10 protein-coding genes are annotated in these 15,876 nt (G+C 73.1%); 6 read left to right on the forward strand and 4 right to left on the reverse strand.

What is annotated here, in order from left to right:
• Positions 1–125: 125 nt before the first annotated feature.
• Positions 126–2,387, reverse strand: a complete 2,262-nt coding sequence (locus IE244_RS01195) for an ArnT family glycosyltransferase (protein ID WP_191870739.1) — start codon at positions 2,385–2,387, stop codon at positions 126–128.
• 262 nt (positions 2,388–2,649) lie between these two features.
• Here IE244_RS01195 and IE244_RS01200 point away from each other — a divergent pair, with 262 nt between their 5' ends.
• The 6 genes from IE244_RS01200 (at position 2,650) to IE244_RS01225 (ending at position 12,033) form a co-directional block, all read left to right on the forward strand.
• Positions 2,650–3,573, forward strand: a complete 924-nt coding sequence (locus tag IE244_RS01200) for a serine hydrolase (RefSeq protein ID WP_191870740.1) — start codon at positions 2,650–2,652, stop codon at positions 3,571–3,573.
• 64 nt (positions 3,574–3,637) lie between these two features.
• Positions 3,638–4,681, forward strand: a complete 1,044-nt coding sequence (locus IE244_RS01205) for an esterase-like activity of phytase family protein (protein WP_191870741.1) — start codon at positions 3,638–3,640, stop codon at positions 4,679–4,681.
• Positions 4,682–4,741: 60 nt separating this feature from the next.
• Entirely contained in the window at positions 4,742–8,470 is a 3,729-nt protein-coding gene (locus IE244_RS01210; protein WP_191870742.1) for an ABC transporter ATP-binding protein, read from the forward strand.
• 124 nt (positions 8,471–8,594) lie between these two features.
• A complete protein-coding gene (locus IE244_RS01215) occupies positions 8,595–8,990 on the forward strand; it encodes a hypothetical protein (protein ID WP_031159799.1) in 396 nt (131 codons plus the stop codon).
• A 390-nt stretch (positions 8,991–9,380) separates the two neighbouring features.
• Positions 9,381–11,312, forward strand: coding sequence for a glycoside hydrolase family 3 protein (locus tag IE244_RS01220; RefSeq protein ID WP_191871374.1), 1,932 nt, complete (start codon positions 9,381–9,383; stop codon positions 11,310–11,312).
• Between the two features lie 112 nt (positions 11,313–11,424).
• Positions 11,425–12,033 (forward strand): hypothetical protein, encoded by a 609-nt coding sequence (locus tag IE244_RS01225; RefSeq protein ID WP_191870743.1) that lies wholly within the window; start codon positions 11,425–11,427, stop codon positions 12,031–12,033.
• A 66-nt stretch (positions 12,034–12,099) separates the two neighbouring features.
• Here IE244_RS01225 and IE244_RS01230 read toward each other — a convergent pair whose 3' ends face one another.
• From IE244_RS01230 to IE244_RS01240, 3 genes are all read right to left on the reverse strand, one after another.
• Positions 12,100–13,518 carry a serine protease gene (locus tag IE244_RS01230; RefSeq protein ID WP_191870744.1) on the reverse strand — a complete coding sequence of 473 codons (1,419 nt, stop codon included), beginning with the start codon at positions 13,516–13,518 and terminating at the stop codon, positions 12,100–12,102.
• A gap of 178 nt (positions 13,519–13,696) precedes the next feature.
• Entirely contained in the window at positions 13,697–14,926 is a 1,230-nt protein-coding gene (locus IE244_RS01235; RefSeq protein WP_191870745.1) for an MFS transporter, read from the reverse strand.
• A gap of 138 nt (positions 14,927–15,064) precedes the next feature.
• Complete coding sequence (locus tag IE244_RS01240; RefSeq protein ID WP_191870746.1) at positions 15,065–15,865, reverse strand: sugar phosphate isomerase/epimerase family protein; 801 nt, start codon at positions 15,863–15,865, stop codon at positions 15,065–15,067.
• Positions 15,866–15,876 lie beyond the last annotated feature (11 nt).

Genomic DNA, 15,876 nt, shown 5'->3' on the forward strand with positions numbered 1-15,876 from the left:
CTCGTTGGGCACCGCGAAGTACTGGAGTCGGCTCCTGCCTGGCCGCCCCCCAGGCGAAGCCTAACTAGGGGGCCCGGCGCGCCAAGGGTCGGCCGGGTCCTTGGCGCGCCGCGTGGATGCTCGGCTCAGCTCGCGTCCGACGGGTCCAGTCGGTAGAGCGTGGGCTGGCTGGTGGAGGAGGAAGAGGACGAGCTCGGTGTCTTGCCGTACGCGCTCTCCTTCACCGCCGTCCCGTGCTTCTTCACCCACGCCGTGACCTCGGAGCTGACGCTGTTGCCGCCACCGCCGGGGCCGCCCCTCATGCCGCCGCCCAGCTGGACGTGGTGCAGCTCGCCCTTCTTCACCAGTTCCTTCAGCTTGGCGACGGTCATCGCCTTGTCGCTGCCGGTGAAGCCCCACATGGAGATGACGGGCGCCCTGGCGGTCAGCTCCAGCTGTGCGGCGGACTGGGAGTCGGGCACGGCCAGCAGCCAGGTCGCGCCGTCCTGATGCTTCTTCAGATAGGCGATCAGTTCGCTGCTCGCCCCGCCGCCCATTGCGCCGCCGGGGCCGCCGAAGCCGCCGCCCCTCCGGCCGGACGTGGCGCCGCCCCTCCGGCCGGACGTGGCGCCGCCCGCGCCGCCGGCCGCTCCCGCACCGCCGGGTGCCTGGCCGGTGCCGCCAGGTGCCTGGCCGGCGCCGGGGAACCCGGAGCCCCGGCCCGGCAGCTCACCGTTCCCTCCGCCCGGCATTCCACCGTTCCCGCCTCCCTGCAGCTCACCGGTTCCCCTGCCCGGCGCTCCCTGCCCGCCCCCGGGCATCCCGCCGGCCTCGGTGTTGCCGCTGCCCTGCCGGGTGCCGCCCGGGCCGAAGCCGCCCCGGCCCCCGCCGGGTCCACCGCCGAAGCCGCCCCCCGTCGAGGGGCCGGCCGTGGGGTTCGTACCGCCCATGCCACCGCCGGAACCCGACGGCACCGACCAGGCGTACGCCGCCGGGCCGGCGACCGCCGCGACCAGCGCGGCGGCGACGGACACGGCCAGCAGCCGGGCCCTGCCGCCGGTGCGGAAGACCAGCATGCCCACGACCCCGGCCACCGTCAGCAGACCGATCGCCGGCCACAGCCAGGTGTTCCAGCCGGAGGCCCGGCGCAGCAGGACGATCGCCCAGACGCCGGTGACGGCGCAGCCGAGCGGCAGCGCCCAGGCCCAGCGCCCGTCGGCGCGGAACGCGTCCAGGAGCATCACGCCACCGCCGCCGCACAGCGCCGCGATGCCCGGGGCGAGCGCGGTGGTGTAGTAGGGGTGCATGGTGCCCTGGGCGGTGGCGAAGATGACGTAGTGGAGCACGGTCCAGCCGCCCCACAGCACCAGCGCCATCCGCTTCAGGTCGGTGCGCGGGGCGCGCCCGCACAGCACCAGGCCGCCGGTCAGCGCGATCGCGGAGAAGGGCAGAAGCCAGGAGATCTGGCCGCCGAGGACGTCGTTGAACATCCGGCCGAGGCCCGAGGTGCCGGAGAAGCTCGCGCCGCCTCCGCCGCCCCCGCCGTTGCCCTCGCCGCCGAAGACGCGGCCGAGACCGTCGTAGCCCATGATCAGGTCCCAGGCGGTGCCGTCCGTCGAACCGCCGATGTAGGGCCGGTCGGAGGCCGGGACGAGGGAGACGGCCAGCGCCCACCAGAAGCTGGAGACGGCGAGGACGACCGCCGCGCGCAGCAGGTGGGCGATCCGCTTCGGCCACGCGGCCCGGGACGCGTAGAGGTGGACCGCGAAGACGGCCGGCAGCGCGATGTAGCCCGCGAGCAGCTTGGTGTTGAAGGCGAGGCCGAAGCAGGCCGCCGAGCCGAGCAGGGGCAGCAGCCTGTCGTCACGCGTGGCGCGCAGCGCGAGTGCCGCACCCGACACCATCAGGAACACCAGCAGCGTGTCGGGGTTGTTGTCGCGGTTGATGGCGACCGTGACCGGGGTCAGGGACAGGACCAGCGCGGCCACCGCCGCCGCGACGTGGCCCCACACCCGCTTCACGGACGTGTGCAGGATCCAGATGGTGGCCAGGGCCACCACGACCATCGGCGCCATCATCTGCCAGGTGCCGAAGCCGAAGAGCCGGCACGACAGGCCCATGAGCATCAGCGCGAGGGGCGGTTTGTCGACGGTGAGGAAGTTGCCCGGGTCCAGTGACCCGAAGAACCAGGCCTTCCAGCTCTGCGTACCGGCCCAGACGGCGCCGCTGTAGAAGGTGTTGAGACTCGAACCGGAGAGGTTCCAGGAGTAGAGCCCGGCCGCCAGCAGCAGGACGGCGAGCAGCGCGGGGAGCGACCAGCGCGGTGCCCGGTCCGGCGGCCCGGCCGAGGGGCGGGCGTCGGGGGTCGCGGTGGTCGTGCGGGGGAGGGGATCGGTGGCGGAGGTCACGAGTGCACCATGCAGACCGGCGATGGGTGCGGGCTGTGGTGCACCTGGGCGGAGGCTGTGGGTCGCGCGGCGGCTGTGGGTGGACGGGGGAGGTGCGGCAGTTGCGGGTGTCTGTCCCGGAGTGTCCGCACGCGTCACCGCCACCCGCCGGTCACCTTGAACTCCCGCCCTGGGAACATGCGTACAACTTCCGGCGGTTCCGGCGAGTCAACCCCACAGGCGCAGGCGTGCGCCCACACGACGTTCCCAGGGGGACCTTCTCATGACCCACCGCATGACCCGACGCGTCAAAGTGCTGGCGGCAGCCCTCGGCGCCGGCGTTCTCATACCCATCGCGGCCGCCGCCGTCCCGGCCGCCGCCACCACGCCCGCCGTCAGCTGTACGTCCGCCAAGGCGGGTCTGGCCGACAAGCTGCAGAAGGACATCACGGCCGCTCTCGCGGGCCGTCACGGCACGGTCGCCATCGGCCTGTACGACCGCAGCACCAACACCACCTGCACCCTGCGCGCCACCAGCTCCTACGACTCGGCCAGCACCGTCAAGGTCACCGTGCTCGCCACGCTGCTGTGGGACGCCAAGAAGCACAACCGGTACCTGACCGACCGTGAGACCTCGCTCGCCAAGGCCATGATCACCCAGTCGGACAACGACGCGACGACCGCGCTGTGGAAGCAGCTGGGCATGACGAAGATCAAGGGCTTCCTGGCCGCCGCCGGGATGACCAAGACCGTGCCCGGCACCGGCGGTTACTGGGGTCTGACCCAGGAGAACGTCACCGACGAGCAGAAGCTGCTGAAGCTCGTCACCGCCAAGAACAGCGTGCTGACCGACAACGCACGTGCCTACATCCTCAAGCTGATGGGCCAGGTCGTCTCCGACCAGCGCTGGGGCACGCCGGCCGGCGCGCCCTCCACGGTCTCCGTGCACGTCAAGAACGGCTGGCTGCAGCGTGCGACGCACGGCTGGCGGGTGCACAGCCTCGGCACCTTCAACGGCGCCGGCCACGACTACATGATCTCGGTGCTGACGCAGGACAACAGCACCATGGGCTACGGCGTCACCACCATCCAGAACGTCGCCAAGGCCATCCACAAGGACCTTGTGCCGACCACGCCCGGCACGGCGGTGTACACCCCGACCAGCAAGCCGACCGAGGCCTTCGTCGCGGTGCCGCCGCAGGGCTGAGGCGGACCGACGCTTCACGAGGGGGTCTCCCGCGCGTCACCGGCCGGCCCTACGGTGACCGACCATGCGCCCGAGAAACGTACTTGCCACCCTCGCCGCCGGCCTGGCGGCGGCCGCCTGTCTGACCGCCGCCGGGCCGGCCGCCGCCAACGGGGCCACGAGCCACGCCTGTTCGTCCACCGTGTCGATCGACCGCTTCTCCGACGCGCTCGACAAGACGACGTACGAGGGCACCTTCGTCGGCAACCTCTCCGCCCTCGCGGTGGACCGGGACGGATCGCTCGCGGCCCTGGCGGACCGCTCGTCCCTGTTCGACCTGGACGCCGGGACCCTCCAGCCGAGGGCGTCCGTCCACCTCGCCGACGAGAAGGGCGCCGACCTCGACTCCGAGGGCCTGGTCGTCGACCGCGACGGCACCCGCCTCGTCACCTCCGAGACCGAGCCGTCCGTACGCCGCTACTCCGGCGACGGCAGGCTCCTCGACCGGCTCCCCGTCCCGTCCTCCCTGCAGGTCGCCCCGGCCGGCCGGGCCACGGGCAACCAGACGTTCGAGGGCCTGACCCTGCTGCCCGGCGGCCGCACCCTCCTGGCCTCCATGGAGGACGCGATCTCGGGCGACACCACCGGGATCGTCCGCTTCCAGGCCTGGACCCGCCACCACGGCCGGTTCCGCCTCGCCGCCCAGTACGGCTACCGCACCGACACCGGCCTCGGCGTCCCCGAGGTGCAGGCCACCCCCGACGGTCGCCTGCTCGTCCTGGAGCGCGGCTTCACCGCCGGGGTCGGCAACACCGTCCGCCTCTACCTGGCCGACCTCCGGCACGCGACGGACACCAGCGGCATCGAGAACCTCACCGGCCGGCCGGAGGTCCACCTGATCAGGAAGACCCTGCTCGCCGACATCGCGGACTGCCCGAGCCTCGGCGCCACGGCCAGGCAGCCCCAGCCGAACCCCCTGCTGGACAACATCGAGGGCATGGCGGTCACGGGCCGTGACCGCACCGGCCGCCTGAAGGTGCTGCTGGTGAGCGACGACAACCAGAACGCGGCACAGACGACCCGCTTCTACGACCTGCGGGTACGCGTGCCCATTGTTGCGGAGGGATGAAATCCGCATCGTTCGGCGTTGGTGCCTTCCGGCAGACCAGGTCTAGAGGGAGGCACCCGCGTGGCAGCGCAACGGGGATGGGCACGACGGCTGGCGGAATACGCCTGGCGCTATCCCGGGGACGTGATGCTCGCCCTCGGCTCGTCCCTCGCCGGCATGGCGGTCATGGCGGTGGTGCCCCTGATCACCAAGGTGATCATCGACGACGTCATCGGCACCCGCACGCGCTCCATGGCCCCCTGGGCCGGCGCCCTCATAACGGCCGCCGTCCTCGTCTACGTCCTCGCGTACGTCCGCCGCTACTACGGCGGCCGGCTCGCCCTCGATGTCCAGCACGACCTGCGGACCGAGATGTACGGCACGATCACCCGCCTCGACGGCCGCCGCCAGGACGAGCTGTCCACGGGGCAGGTGGTCGGCCGGGCCACCAGCGACCTGCAGCTGATCCAGGGCCTGCTCTTCATGCTCCCGATGACCCTCGGGAACGTGCTGCTCTTCCTGATCTCCCTGGTGATCATGGCCTGGCTGTCGCTGCCGCTGACCCTGGTCGCCCTCGCCGTGGCACCGGCCCTGTACGGGATCGCCAAGCGCAGCCGCAGCAAGCTCCACCCCGCCACCTGGTACGCCCAGGCCCAGGCCGCCGCCGTCGCGGGCGTGGTCGACGGCGCCGTCAGCGGCGTACGCGTGGTGAAGGGCTTCGGGCAGGAGGAGCAGGAGACCGGCAAGCTCAGGGAGGTCGGCCACCGGCTCTTCGCCGGGCGGCTGCGCACGATCCGGCTGAACAGCAGGTACACCCCCGCCCTGCAGGCCGTCCCCGCCCTCGGCCAGGTCGCCATGCTGGCCCTCGGCGGCTGGCTGGCCGTGCGCGGGCACATCACGCTCGGCACGTTCGTCGCCTTCTCCAGCTACCTCGCGCAGCTCGTCGGCCCGGTCCGCATGCTCGCGGTGGTCCTCACCGTCGGCCAGCAGGCCCGGGCCGGCACCGAGCGCGTCCTGGAGCTGATCGACACCGAGCCGACCCTGCGGGGCGGCACGAAGACCCTCCCGGCCGACGCGCCCGCGACCGTCGAGTTCGACGACGTGTCCTTCGGCTACGACCACCAGCGTCCGGTCCTCGAAGGGCTCAGCTTCGAGATACGGCCCGGCGAGACCCTGGCCGTCGTCGGCTCCTCCGGCTCCGGCAAGTCCACCCTCTCCCTGCTGCTCCCGCGCTTCTACGACGTCACCCACGGCGCCGTCCTGATCGGCGGCCACGACGTGCGCGAGCTGACCCTGGACTCGCTCCGGGCCGCGATCGGGCTGGTCCCGGAGGACTCGTTCCTCTTCTCCGACACCGTCCGCGCCAACATCGCCTACGGCCGCCCGGACGCCACCCGCGAGGAGATCGAGGCTGCCGCCCGCGCCGCTCAGGCGGATCGTTTCATCGCCGAGCTCCCCGAGGGCTACGACACCACGGTCGGCGAGCAGGGCCTGACCCTCTCCGGCGGCCAGCGCCAGCGCATCGCGCTCGCCCGCGCCCTGCTCACCGACCCGCGCCTGCTGGTCCTGGACGACGCCACCTCGGCCGTGGACGCCCAGGTCGAGCACGAGATCCACGAGGCGCTGAAGCAGGTGATGGAGGGCCGTACGACCCTGCTCATCGCGCACCGCCGCTCCACCCTCAACCTCGCCGACCGCATCGCCGTGCTCGACGGCGGCCGGCTCGCCGACCTCGGCACGCACGAGGAGCTCCAGCAGCGGTCCGCGCTGTACCGGCGGCTGCTCACCGATCCGGACGAGCTGGGCTGGGTCTCGCCGGGCCACACCGAGCCCGCCCTGCCGCGCGAGGACACCTCGGTCCGCGAGGAGCTGGACGCAGAGTTCGACGCGGAGCGGGGTGTGACCCCCCGGCTGTGGACCGGCGACCGCGAACCCAAGGACCAGGCGCTGAGCGGCACCCCGGCCACCCCGGAACTCCTCGCGCAGGTGGAGGCGCTGCCGCCGGCCACCGACACCCCGGACGTCGACGAGGCCCGGGCGGTGCGCCGCGAGGACTCCTACGGCCTGCGCCGCCTGCTGCACGGTTTCGGCACGCCCCTCCTGCTCAGCCTGCTGCTGGTCGCCGTGGACGCGGGCGCGGGCCTGCTGCTGCCGGTGCTGATCCGGCACGGCATCGACGCGGGCGTGTCGAAGATGGCCCTCGGCGCGGTCTGGGCGGCCTCGCTGCTGGCCCTGGGGACCGTCCTCGTCCAGTGGGTCGCGCAGATCGGCGAGACCCGGATGACCGGCCGGACCGGCGAGCGGGTGCTCTACGCGCTGCGGCTGAAGATCTTCGCGCAGCTCCAGCGGCTCGGGCTCGACTACTACGAGCGCGAGCTGACCGGCCGGATCATGACCCGGATGACCACGGATGTCGACGCCCTGTCGACGTTCCTGCAGACCGGCCTGGTCACGGCGTTCGTCTCGGTCGTCACGTTCTTCGGCATCATGGTCGTCCTGCTGGTGATCGACGTCCAGCTCGCCCTCGTCGTCTTCGCCACGCTGCCCCCGCTGGTCGTCGCGACCTTCTTCTTCCGCCGGGCGAGCGTGAAGGCGTACGAACTCGCCCGGGAGCGCGTCTCGTCGGTCAACGCCGACCTGCAGGAGTCGGTCGCCGGCCTGCGGATCGTGCAGGCCTTCGGGCGCGAGCGGGACGGCAGGCGGCGGTTCACCGAGCGCAGCGAGAGCTACCGGCGCGCCCGCATCCGCGGCCAGTGGCTGATATCGGTCTACTTCCCGTTCGTCCAGCTGCTGTCGGCGGTGGCCGCGGCGAGCGTGCTGATCGCCGGCGCGCACCGGATCGAGGCGGCCACGCTGACGACCGGCGCCCTGGTGGCGTACCTGCTCTACATCGACCTGTTCTTCGCGCCGGTCCAGCAGCTCTCCCAGGTCTTCGACGGCTACCAGCAGGCCACGGTGTCCCTGGGCCGCATCCAGGAGCTGCTGCGGGAGCCGGCGTCCACGAAGGCGGCGGACGAGCCGCTGGAGGTGCTGTCGCTGCGCGGGGACATCGCCTTCGAGGGGGTGCACTTCGCGTACGGGGGTGCCGACGAGACCGGCGCGGCGCTCACGGGCATCGACCTGACGATCCCCGCCGGGCAGACGGTGGCCTTCGTCGGTGAGACCGGCGCCGGCAAGTCGACCCTCGTCAAGCTGGTCGCGCGCTTCTACGACCCCACCGCGGGGCGGGTCACGGTCGACGGCACGGATCTGCGCGCCCTGGACCTGACCTCGTACCGGCACCGCCTCGGGGTCGTCCCGCAGGAGGCCTATCTCTTCCCGGGCACGATCCGCGACGCCATCGCCTACGGCCGGCCCGGTGCCACCGACGCCGAGGTGGAGGCGGCGGCACGGGCGGTCGGCGCACACGACATGATCGCCACGCTGGAGGGTGGCTATCTGCACGAGGTCGCCGAGCGCGGCCGCAACCTCTCGGCCGGCCAGCGCCAGCTGATCGCGCTCGCCCGCGCCGAACTGGTCGACCCCGACATCCTGCTCCTGGACGAGGCCACGGCCGCCCTGGACCTGGCCACGGAGGCGCAGGTCAACCAGGCCACCGACCGCCTGGCGGGACGCCGTACGACGCTGGTGGTCGCCCACCGCCTCACCACGGCGGCCAAGGCGGACCGGGTGGTGCTGATGGACCACGGCCGGGTCGCGGAGGACGGCACCCACGACGAACTCCTCGCCCGCGACGGCCGGTACGCCGTGCTGTGGCGGACCTTCACCGGCCGTGCCGAACCGGAGGAACCGGTCACCGCCTCCCGCTGAGGCCGTTGTGCGGACCCTGTCGACGCGTGCCGCTGACGGTCGTGCAACCATCCGACATACGTCGTGCGTCCGTACATCAGTACGGCATCCGGGGGTGTGCGACCGCGTGAGGGGGAGGACGACAGTGGACAGTGGTGGGATACGCCGGCGCCTGGCGCTCGGTGCGGCAGTGCTGGCCGCGACCGGGGTGCTCGGTCTCGTGACATCCGGCACCGCCGAGGCGAGCACGGTCGGCGGCTGCGCCGGGCGCGAGGTGCGGACCCTGCCGTTCAGCAGCGGGGTCACGCACGTCTACAAGCGGGACGGCTATGTCTGCGCCGTCACCGTCGCCCGGCACCCCGGCTCGACGCAGACGATGTCCGTCAGCGTCCAGGTCCGCGGCGGCCGGCCGGTCGTCGACAAGGGCCGCTACCAGCACCTCGCGGGCCCGGTGACGGTCCACGCCGGCCGTCGCTGTGTGTGGGTCAAGGGCTCGGTGGGGTCGCACGGGTCGGCCAACTCGGGATGGATCCTGTGCTGACGGTCCGCCCGGTCACCCCGTGTGCCGCAGCCCGGCGGACGTCTCGGGGAAGTGCGGGAACGTCGTGCGGACACAGTCGGGGCCGTCGGCCCTGATCCCCGCGCCGGGGCGCACGTGCCGGGGTGGATCCCGCGGCGGAGGACGTCGGCCCCGGCGAGCGCGGGCACGGCCGGGCGAGGGCGGTCCGGCCGTCCGCCGGGACGCGAAGTCCATGAACTCGGGACACCGGGCGGGCGGGGAACCGGCCCCGTCCCGCGCCCGTCCAAACGGCCGGGTTGCCGGACGAGCCTCCGTGGTGCGGTGTCGGCCCGTACGCCTGGCGGCGAGCGCCGACTCACCCTCTCCGCCGCATCCGGCCGACAGCCCGTCGCCATCGGCGCGCCCCCCTCAATGCGCCGGTGGCGGCCTCTCCTCCGGTTACTGTGCTTTCCCTTGACGGAAAGAAACCTCCCGGATATTGGTGACCTCTCGGAAGTTTCCTTCAGCGGTTCTCCTCTGGAAGGAGCGCACGTGTCCGACACCAGCAGACCGTCCAGACGCGCCGTCCTCGCCGCCACCGCGGGCCTCACCGCCGCGCTGACCGTACCGACGGCCGCCCGCGCCGCCGCACCCGGCGAGGACCGCCGGCTGCGCACCCTGATCTCCGGGATGACGCTGCGGGAGAAGGTCGGCCAGCTCTTCGTGATGCGGGTCTACGGCCACTCCGCCACCGCCCCCGACCAGGCCGACATCGACGCCAACCTCAAGGAGATCGGCGTCCGCACGGCCGCCGAGCTGATCGCGAAGTACCGCGTCGGCGGGATCATCTACTTCACCTGGGCCCACAACACCCGCGACCCGTACCAGATCGCGGACCTGTCCGCCGGCATCCAGCAGGCCTCCCTGGACCAGCCGCGCGGCCTGCCGGTGCTCATCGCCACCGACCAGGAACACGGCGCGGTCTGCCGGGTCGGCAAGCCCGCGACCCTCTTCCCCGGCGCGATGGCCATCGGTGCCGGCCGCTCCCGCACCGACGCGCGCACCCTCGGCCGGATCTCCGGCGCCGAACTGCGCGCGATGGGCATCAACCAGGACTACTCCCCGGACGCCGACGTCAACGTCAACCCGGCCAACCCGATCATCGGCGTACGGTCGTTCGGCGCCGACCCGGAGGCGGTCGCCGCACTGGTGGCGGCCGAGGTGAAGGGCTATCAGGAGTCCCGGGTCGCGGCCACCGCCAAGCACTTCCCGGGCCACGGCGACACCGCTGTCGACAGCCACACCGGCTTCCCCGTCATCACGCACAGCCGGGAACTGTGGGAGAAGCTGGACGCCGTGCCGTTCCGGGACGCGATCGCCGCCGGCATCGACTCCATCATGACCGCGCACATCCAGTTCCCGGCGCTGGACGACTCCGGCGACCCCGCCACCCTCTCCCCACGGATCCTCAGCGGCATCCTGCGGGGCGAACTCGGCTACGACGGGGTCGTGATCACCGACTCCCTCGGCATGGAGGGCGTCCGCACCAAGTACGGCGACGACCGGGTGCCGGTGCTCGCGCTGAAGGCCGGCGTCGACCAGCTGCTCAACCCGCCGTCCCTCGACGTGGCCTGGAACGCCGTACTGCAGGCCGTCCAGGACGGCGAGCTCACCGAGTCCCGCCTGGATGAATCGATCCTGCGCATCCTGCGCCTGAAGGCCCGGCTCGGCCTGCTCCACGATCCGCACACCGACCGGACCCGCATCGAGCACACGGTGGGCACCAAGGCGCACCTGGCCACCGCCGACAAGATCGCCGAGCGGACCACCACCCTGCTGGTCAACGAGGACCGCACCCTGCCCCTCGACAGCCGCACCGCGCCCCGTCTCCTGGTCGTCGGCGCGGACCCGGACTCCCCCTCCGGCACCACCGGGCCGCCCACCGGCGTGCTGGCGGCCGCCCTCACCGAACTGGGTTTCACCGCCACGGCCCTGTCCACCGGCACCTCCCCTTCCGCCGCGACCATCGCCAAGGCGGTCACGGCCGCGCAGGACGCGGACGGGGTGATCGTGGCGACGTACAACGTGGTGCCGGGCAGTGCCCAGCAGACGCTGGTGGAACACCTGCTGACCGTCGGCAGCCCGCTGGTGGCCCTCGCCGTCCGCAACCCCTACGACGTGGCCCAGCTCCCCGCCGTGAAGGCCTGCCTGGCGTCCTACGGCTGGACGGACGTCGAAGTGCGGGCCGCCGCGCGGGTGATCGCCGGACGCGTGGCGCCGCGCGGCAGGCTGCCGGTGCCGGTGCAGCGGGCCGACGACCCCACGCAGGTGCTGTACCCGATCGGGCACGGGCTGACGTACTAGCCGTACGCCACACACCGGGCGCAATACCCCCCATGGGCGGAAACCCTCCCGAATGTCTGGCGTGGCCGCGCCGCCAAGGGCCACGCTGGACCGGGGCGTCAGGGGGGTTGCCATGCGTGGGAAGGGTGCCGCAGGACCCGCGTGCCTGCTGCTGGCCGCCCTGCTGACCGGCTGCCGGGGCCCGGCGGGCACCCCCGTCGGCGACGCCCGCCCCACCCCGGCCACGACCAGCGGCTACGGCGCCGAGTTCCTCGCGGTCGGCGAGTGCAGCTCCTTCGGCACGACCAGCTTCACCGAGGTGCCCTGCACGAGCGAGCGGGCGGCGGCCAGGGTCGTCGCCCGCTACGACGGCGTGGCCGCCGACGGCCCCTCGTGCCCGGCGACGACCGACTTCGTCCTGCACATCAGCGCCCAGGCCGCGACCGGCGACGAGGACGGAGACGGCGCCATCGCCCAGGGGTACGCCTGCATGCGCGACCTGGAACCCCCGCATCCGGGCGACCCCGGCGGCGGGGGCGGCCCGCGCACGATCCCCGGCGACTGCGTGTACGCCTCCGGTGCGGGCCAGGTCCGCGAGACGCCCTGCGACGGCTCGGGCGGACACCGGCCCCAGTACCGGATCACCGAGGCGACCGCGGAGCGGGACGACTGCCCGGTCTCGACGGTGCTCTACGTCGAGCTGGGCGGGAGCAGGCCGGTGGGCTGCGCCCGGCGGGTGTGAACGGCTCGGGGCCGCGCCGGCGGAACCCGGCGGCGCCGAACGCGCCGTCGCCGCGGCCCGCCCCTCCTACGGTCGCAGCGCGGGCTCGCGCTCGGGATCCCGGCCGTCCAGCTGGGCGTCGTACGCGGCCAACGGCTTCGCCCGGGCGGCGTCGGCCGGGGAGACGCCGGCCCACCGCAGGATGCGCTCGGTGGCGAGGGACTTCTGGTCCGGCACCAGGCCCGCCACATTCGCGCCGTGGTTCATGCCGGGCGCCGCGAAGACGTAGGAGTCCCGCGCACCCGAGCCGAGCCGGAACCGCTCCGCACCCCAGGGGTCGTTCTGGCCGTACACGAAGAGCATGTGCGCGGCGTGGTGGCGCACCCACGTGTCCACGTCCCGCATCGCGTGCGGCTGGAACCGCATCGGGACGGAGCGGGGCACGAAGGCGCGCGGCGGCTGGTAGCCGTAGCGGATCAGCTTCCGCTCGATGTACGGGAAGTGGATGGTCGGCGAGCCGAGCTGGGTGCCCGCCTGGTAGTAGTACGGCGTGAACTGCGCGAGGCCCTGGTCGGTGTAGGCGGAGAAACCGGAGATGGTGTCGACCGACTTCCAGATCTCCTCGTCGCTCGCCGTGGCCGCGTCCGCCGGGACCGTGTCGCAGTCCTCCAGCAGGCTGTACTGCCAGAAGCCCCACACATAGTCGAGGACGACCGCCTCGTAGGCCTTGTCCAGCCCGCCGACGGTGTCGAAGGTGTACCCCTTGTCGGCGGCGTACCGCGCGTACCGCTTCTCCAGCGCACCCCGGCGCACCAGCGCCTCGCGCTGCACGGCGTTCAGCCGGTCCCGGCACGCCTTGGTGCCCACGGCGGTGAAGAAGCGGTCGTAGGCCGAGTCCTCGTTGTCGACGACGTCGTTCGGGGCGACGTAGGCGACGACCCCGTCCATGTCACGCGGGTAGAAACGCTCGTAGTACGTCGCCGTCATCCCGCCCTTGGAGGCGCCGGTGGCGAGCCAGCGGCCGCCGTAGACCGGCTTCAGCGCCTCGAACACGCGGTGCTGGTCGCTGGCCGCCTGCCAGATGTCGAGCTTGGACCAGTCGGCCGGGTCGGGGCGGGACGGGGTGAAGAAGCGGTACTCCAGGGAGACCTGGTTGCCGTCCACGATCTGCGTGGGCTCGCGGCGCGAGGGGGCCGTGGAGACGTTGTAGCCGCTGGTGTAGAAGACCGTCGGGCGGCTGGTGTCCTTGTGCAGGACGGTGATCCGCTGCTGGAAGGTGCCGCGGTCCGGGTGGCGGTGGTCGACCGGCTGGGTGTAGTTCAGGACGAAGTAGCGGTAGCCGGGGTACGGCTTCTCCTCGATCAGGCTCATGCCCGGTATGGACAGCAGCCGGTCCTTGATGTCGGCGGGCCCGGACCGTGCGGCGGTGGCCGCGCCGGCCGCCGTGCCGCTCAGCGTTCCCAGGAACACCGCGAGCGCCAGCAGCCATCTGAGCACCTTGCGCATGCGCACTCTCCCCTGTGTGACTGTTGTGAGACACATGTGCGCCGGAAGCTATCGGAGCAACTGGTGCCGCACCAGAGGGATTTGAGCGCACACGGGTGGGCGCCGGCGTTCGCGGGGCGCTCGGCGCGAGCTCACCGGGACGCCGTCGTCCCGCCGGGCGCCGCGGCGCTTCGGGGGCTCAGTCCGCCGGCACCGCGGCGCCGTCCCGCAGCTCGGGTGTCGTCGCGGCGACCGCCGCCACCGCCAGCAGGCACAGCAGACCGCCGGAGATCAGGGAGGTCGCCCCGGTGGTCCAGCCCGCGACCAGGCCGGCGCGCACGTTGCCGAGGCTGGGACCCGCCTGGCCGACGATCTGCTCGGCCGCCGTGACCCGGCCGAGCAGCGCGTCCGGGGTGCGCGTCTGCACGATCGTGGACCGGGAGACGACCGAGGTGGCGTCCCCGGCGCCCGCGACGACGAGCAGGGCGAGACCGGCCCACGGGTTGCTCGTCAGCCCGAACAGGGCCAGCGCGGCACCCCAGACGGCCGCCGCGCCCAGCATGACCGGACCCGGCCGGCCGAACCGGGTCACGGCGCCCGACAACGCCGTCGCCGCGATGCCGCCCACCGCCAGAGCCGACAGGAACAGACCGAGGGTGCGCGGGTCGTTGCCGAACCGTTCGGCGTTGACCAGCGGGAACAGGCTGACCGGGAAGGACAGTACGGTCGCGGCGAGGTCGGTGATCAGCGCGCCGCGCACCACCCGGTGGCCGGCCAGGAACCGCAGCCCGTCCAGCACCCCGTGCAGGCCCGCCCGCGACGGCTCGCCCTGCGGCGGAAGCGCGGGCAGCCCGAAGGCCCCGTGGAAGGCGAGGCCGAAGCTGAGGGCGTCCAGCAGATAGCAGGTGCCGATGCCCAGCCGGCCCAGCAGCACGCCGGCCAGCGCGGGGCCGAGGAGCATCATCGACTGGCCGGTGATCTGGTTGAGGGCCAGACCGGCGGCCACCTGGTCCCTGGGCAGCAGCCGCGGCACGAAGACCCCGGCCGCCGGGGCGCCGAGCGCGCCGAACGCCGCCTGCACGGCGACCAGCACGAGTACGGCCGGCACCGGGACGTGCCCGGTGAACCCCTGCACGGCCAGCAGCAGGGAACAGGCCGCCTGCCCCACGGTCGCCGCCAGATAGACGCGCCGCCGGTCCGCCCGGTCCACCCAGGCCCCCGCGAACAGGCCGAACACCACCAGCGGCAGCGCCTGCGCGAGCCCGACCGCGCCGGTCCACGCCGTGCTGCGGGTGACGTCCCACACCTGGAACATGACCGTCACCATGGTCATGAACCCGCCCAGAGTGGACACGGTCCGCCCGATCAGCAGCCGCCGGAAGGCGGGCGAGGTGCGGAGCGGACGTGTGTCGATGAGCGGCTGGATCACCGGGGGAGGCTAACCAGGCGCCCCCACCCCGGCCACCGAATTAACCGGGGGCCGGGGCGACGCCGGCCAGGGGCGTGGGGAACCGCGACGGATCCGCACCCGGCGACGGCCCCGCGGCACCGAGTTCGTGGCCGGCCCTCAGGCGGCCTCGCCCAGCAGGCGCAACAAGTGCTCCCGCCCCGCACCCAGCAATCCCGGAAGCGGCGCGGCCGACTCGTACCACCGCTTCTCGTACTCCCAGCACAGCCAGCCGTCCCAGCCGTGCCGCAGGAGCACATCCACGCACTCGGTGAGCGGCAGCACCCCCGCGCCCAGCGGCAGCGGCACCGTGTCGTCGGCCGACGCGATGTCCTTGACCTGCACATACCCCAGGTGCGGAGCGAGCGCGGCGTAGGTGTCGGAGGGCTGCTCGCCGCCCAGCCAGGTGTGCATCACGTCCCACAGCGCGCCGACCTGCCGGTGTCCGACCGGGCCGAGGATCCGGATCGCGGCGGCGCCGGTGCGGTGCGAGTCGTGCGTCTCCAGCAGGATCCGCACCCCGAGCGCGGCGGCGTCCTCGGCGGCGGTGCCGAGCCGCCGGGCGGCGAGCGCGTCGGACTCCTCGCGGGGGCGGTCGGGGTCGGCGCCGGGGAAGACCCGGACGAAGGGTGCGCCCAGGTCGTGGGCGAGGTGGAGGAGGTCCCGGAGCTCCGCCAGTACGGGCGCGTCGTCGCCCGGCGCGGCCACGCGCGTGTACCCGGCGAGGCCCAGCACCTCGACCCCGGCCGTCTTGAACAGGGCGGCCGTGTCGGCGCGTTCGGCGGGGGAGAGGCCGGGGTGCACCGGCTCCTCCGGATGGGCGCGCAGTTCGACGCCGTGGTAGCCGTGCGCGGTCGCGAGCGCGAGGACCTCCGGGACGGGCAGGCCGGGGACACCGAGAGTGGAGAACGCCAGCTTCATGGGGCGGACCC

The sequence above is a fragment of the Streptomyces filipinensis genome (assembly GCF_014649495.1).
Lineage (GTDB): Bacteria > Actinomycetota > Actinomycetes > Streptomycetales > Streptomycetaceae > Streptomyces > Streptomyces filipinensis.

Excerpts from the sequence above, each read along its gene's own strand:
- IE244_RS01200 (WP_191870740.1), top strand. The coding sequence starts at position 2,650 with ATGACCCACCGCATGACCCGACGCGTCAAAGTGCTGGCGGCAGCCCTC.
- IE244_RS01205 (WP_191870741.1), top strand. The coding sequence starts at position 3,638 with ATGCGCCCGAGAAACGTACTTGCCACCCTCGCCGCCGGCCTGGCGGCG.
- IE244_RS01220 (WP_191871374.1), top strand. The coding sequence starts at position 9,381 with ATGCGCCGGTGGCGGCCTCTCCTCCGGTTACTGTGCTTTCCCTTGACG.
- IE244_RS01225 (WP_191870743.1), top strand. The coding sequence starts at position 11,425 with ATGCGTGGGAAGGGTGCCGCAGGACCCGCGTGCCTGCTGCTGGCCGCC.
- IE244_RS01230 (WP_191870744.1), bottom strand. The coding sequence starts at position 13,518 with ATGCGCAAGGTGCTCAGATGGCTGCTGGCGCTCGCGGTGTTCCTGGGA.
- IE244_RS01240 (WP_191870746.1), bottom strand. The coding sequence starts at position 15,865 with ATGAAGCTGGCGTTCTCCACTCTCGGTGTCCCCGGCCTGCCCGTCCCG.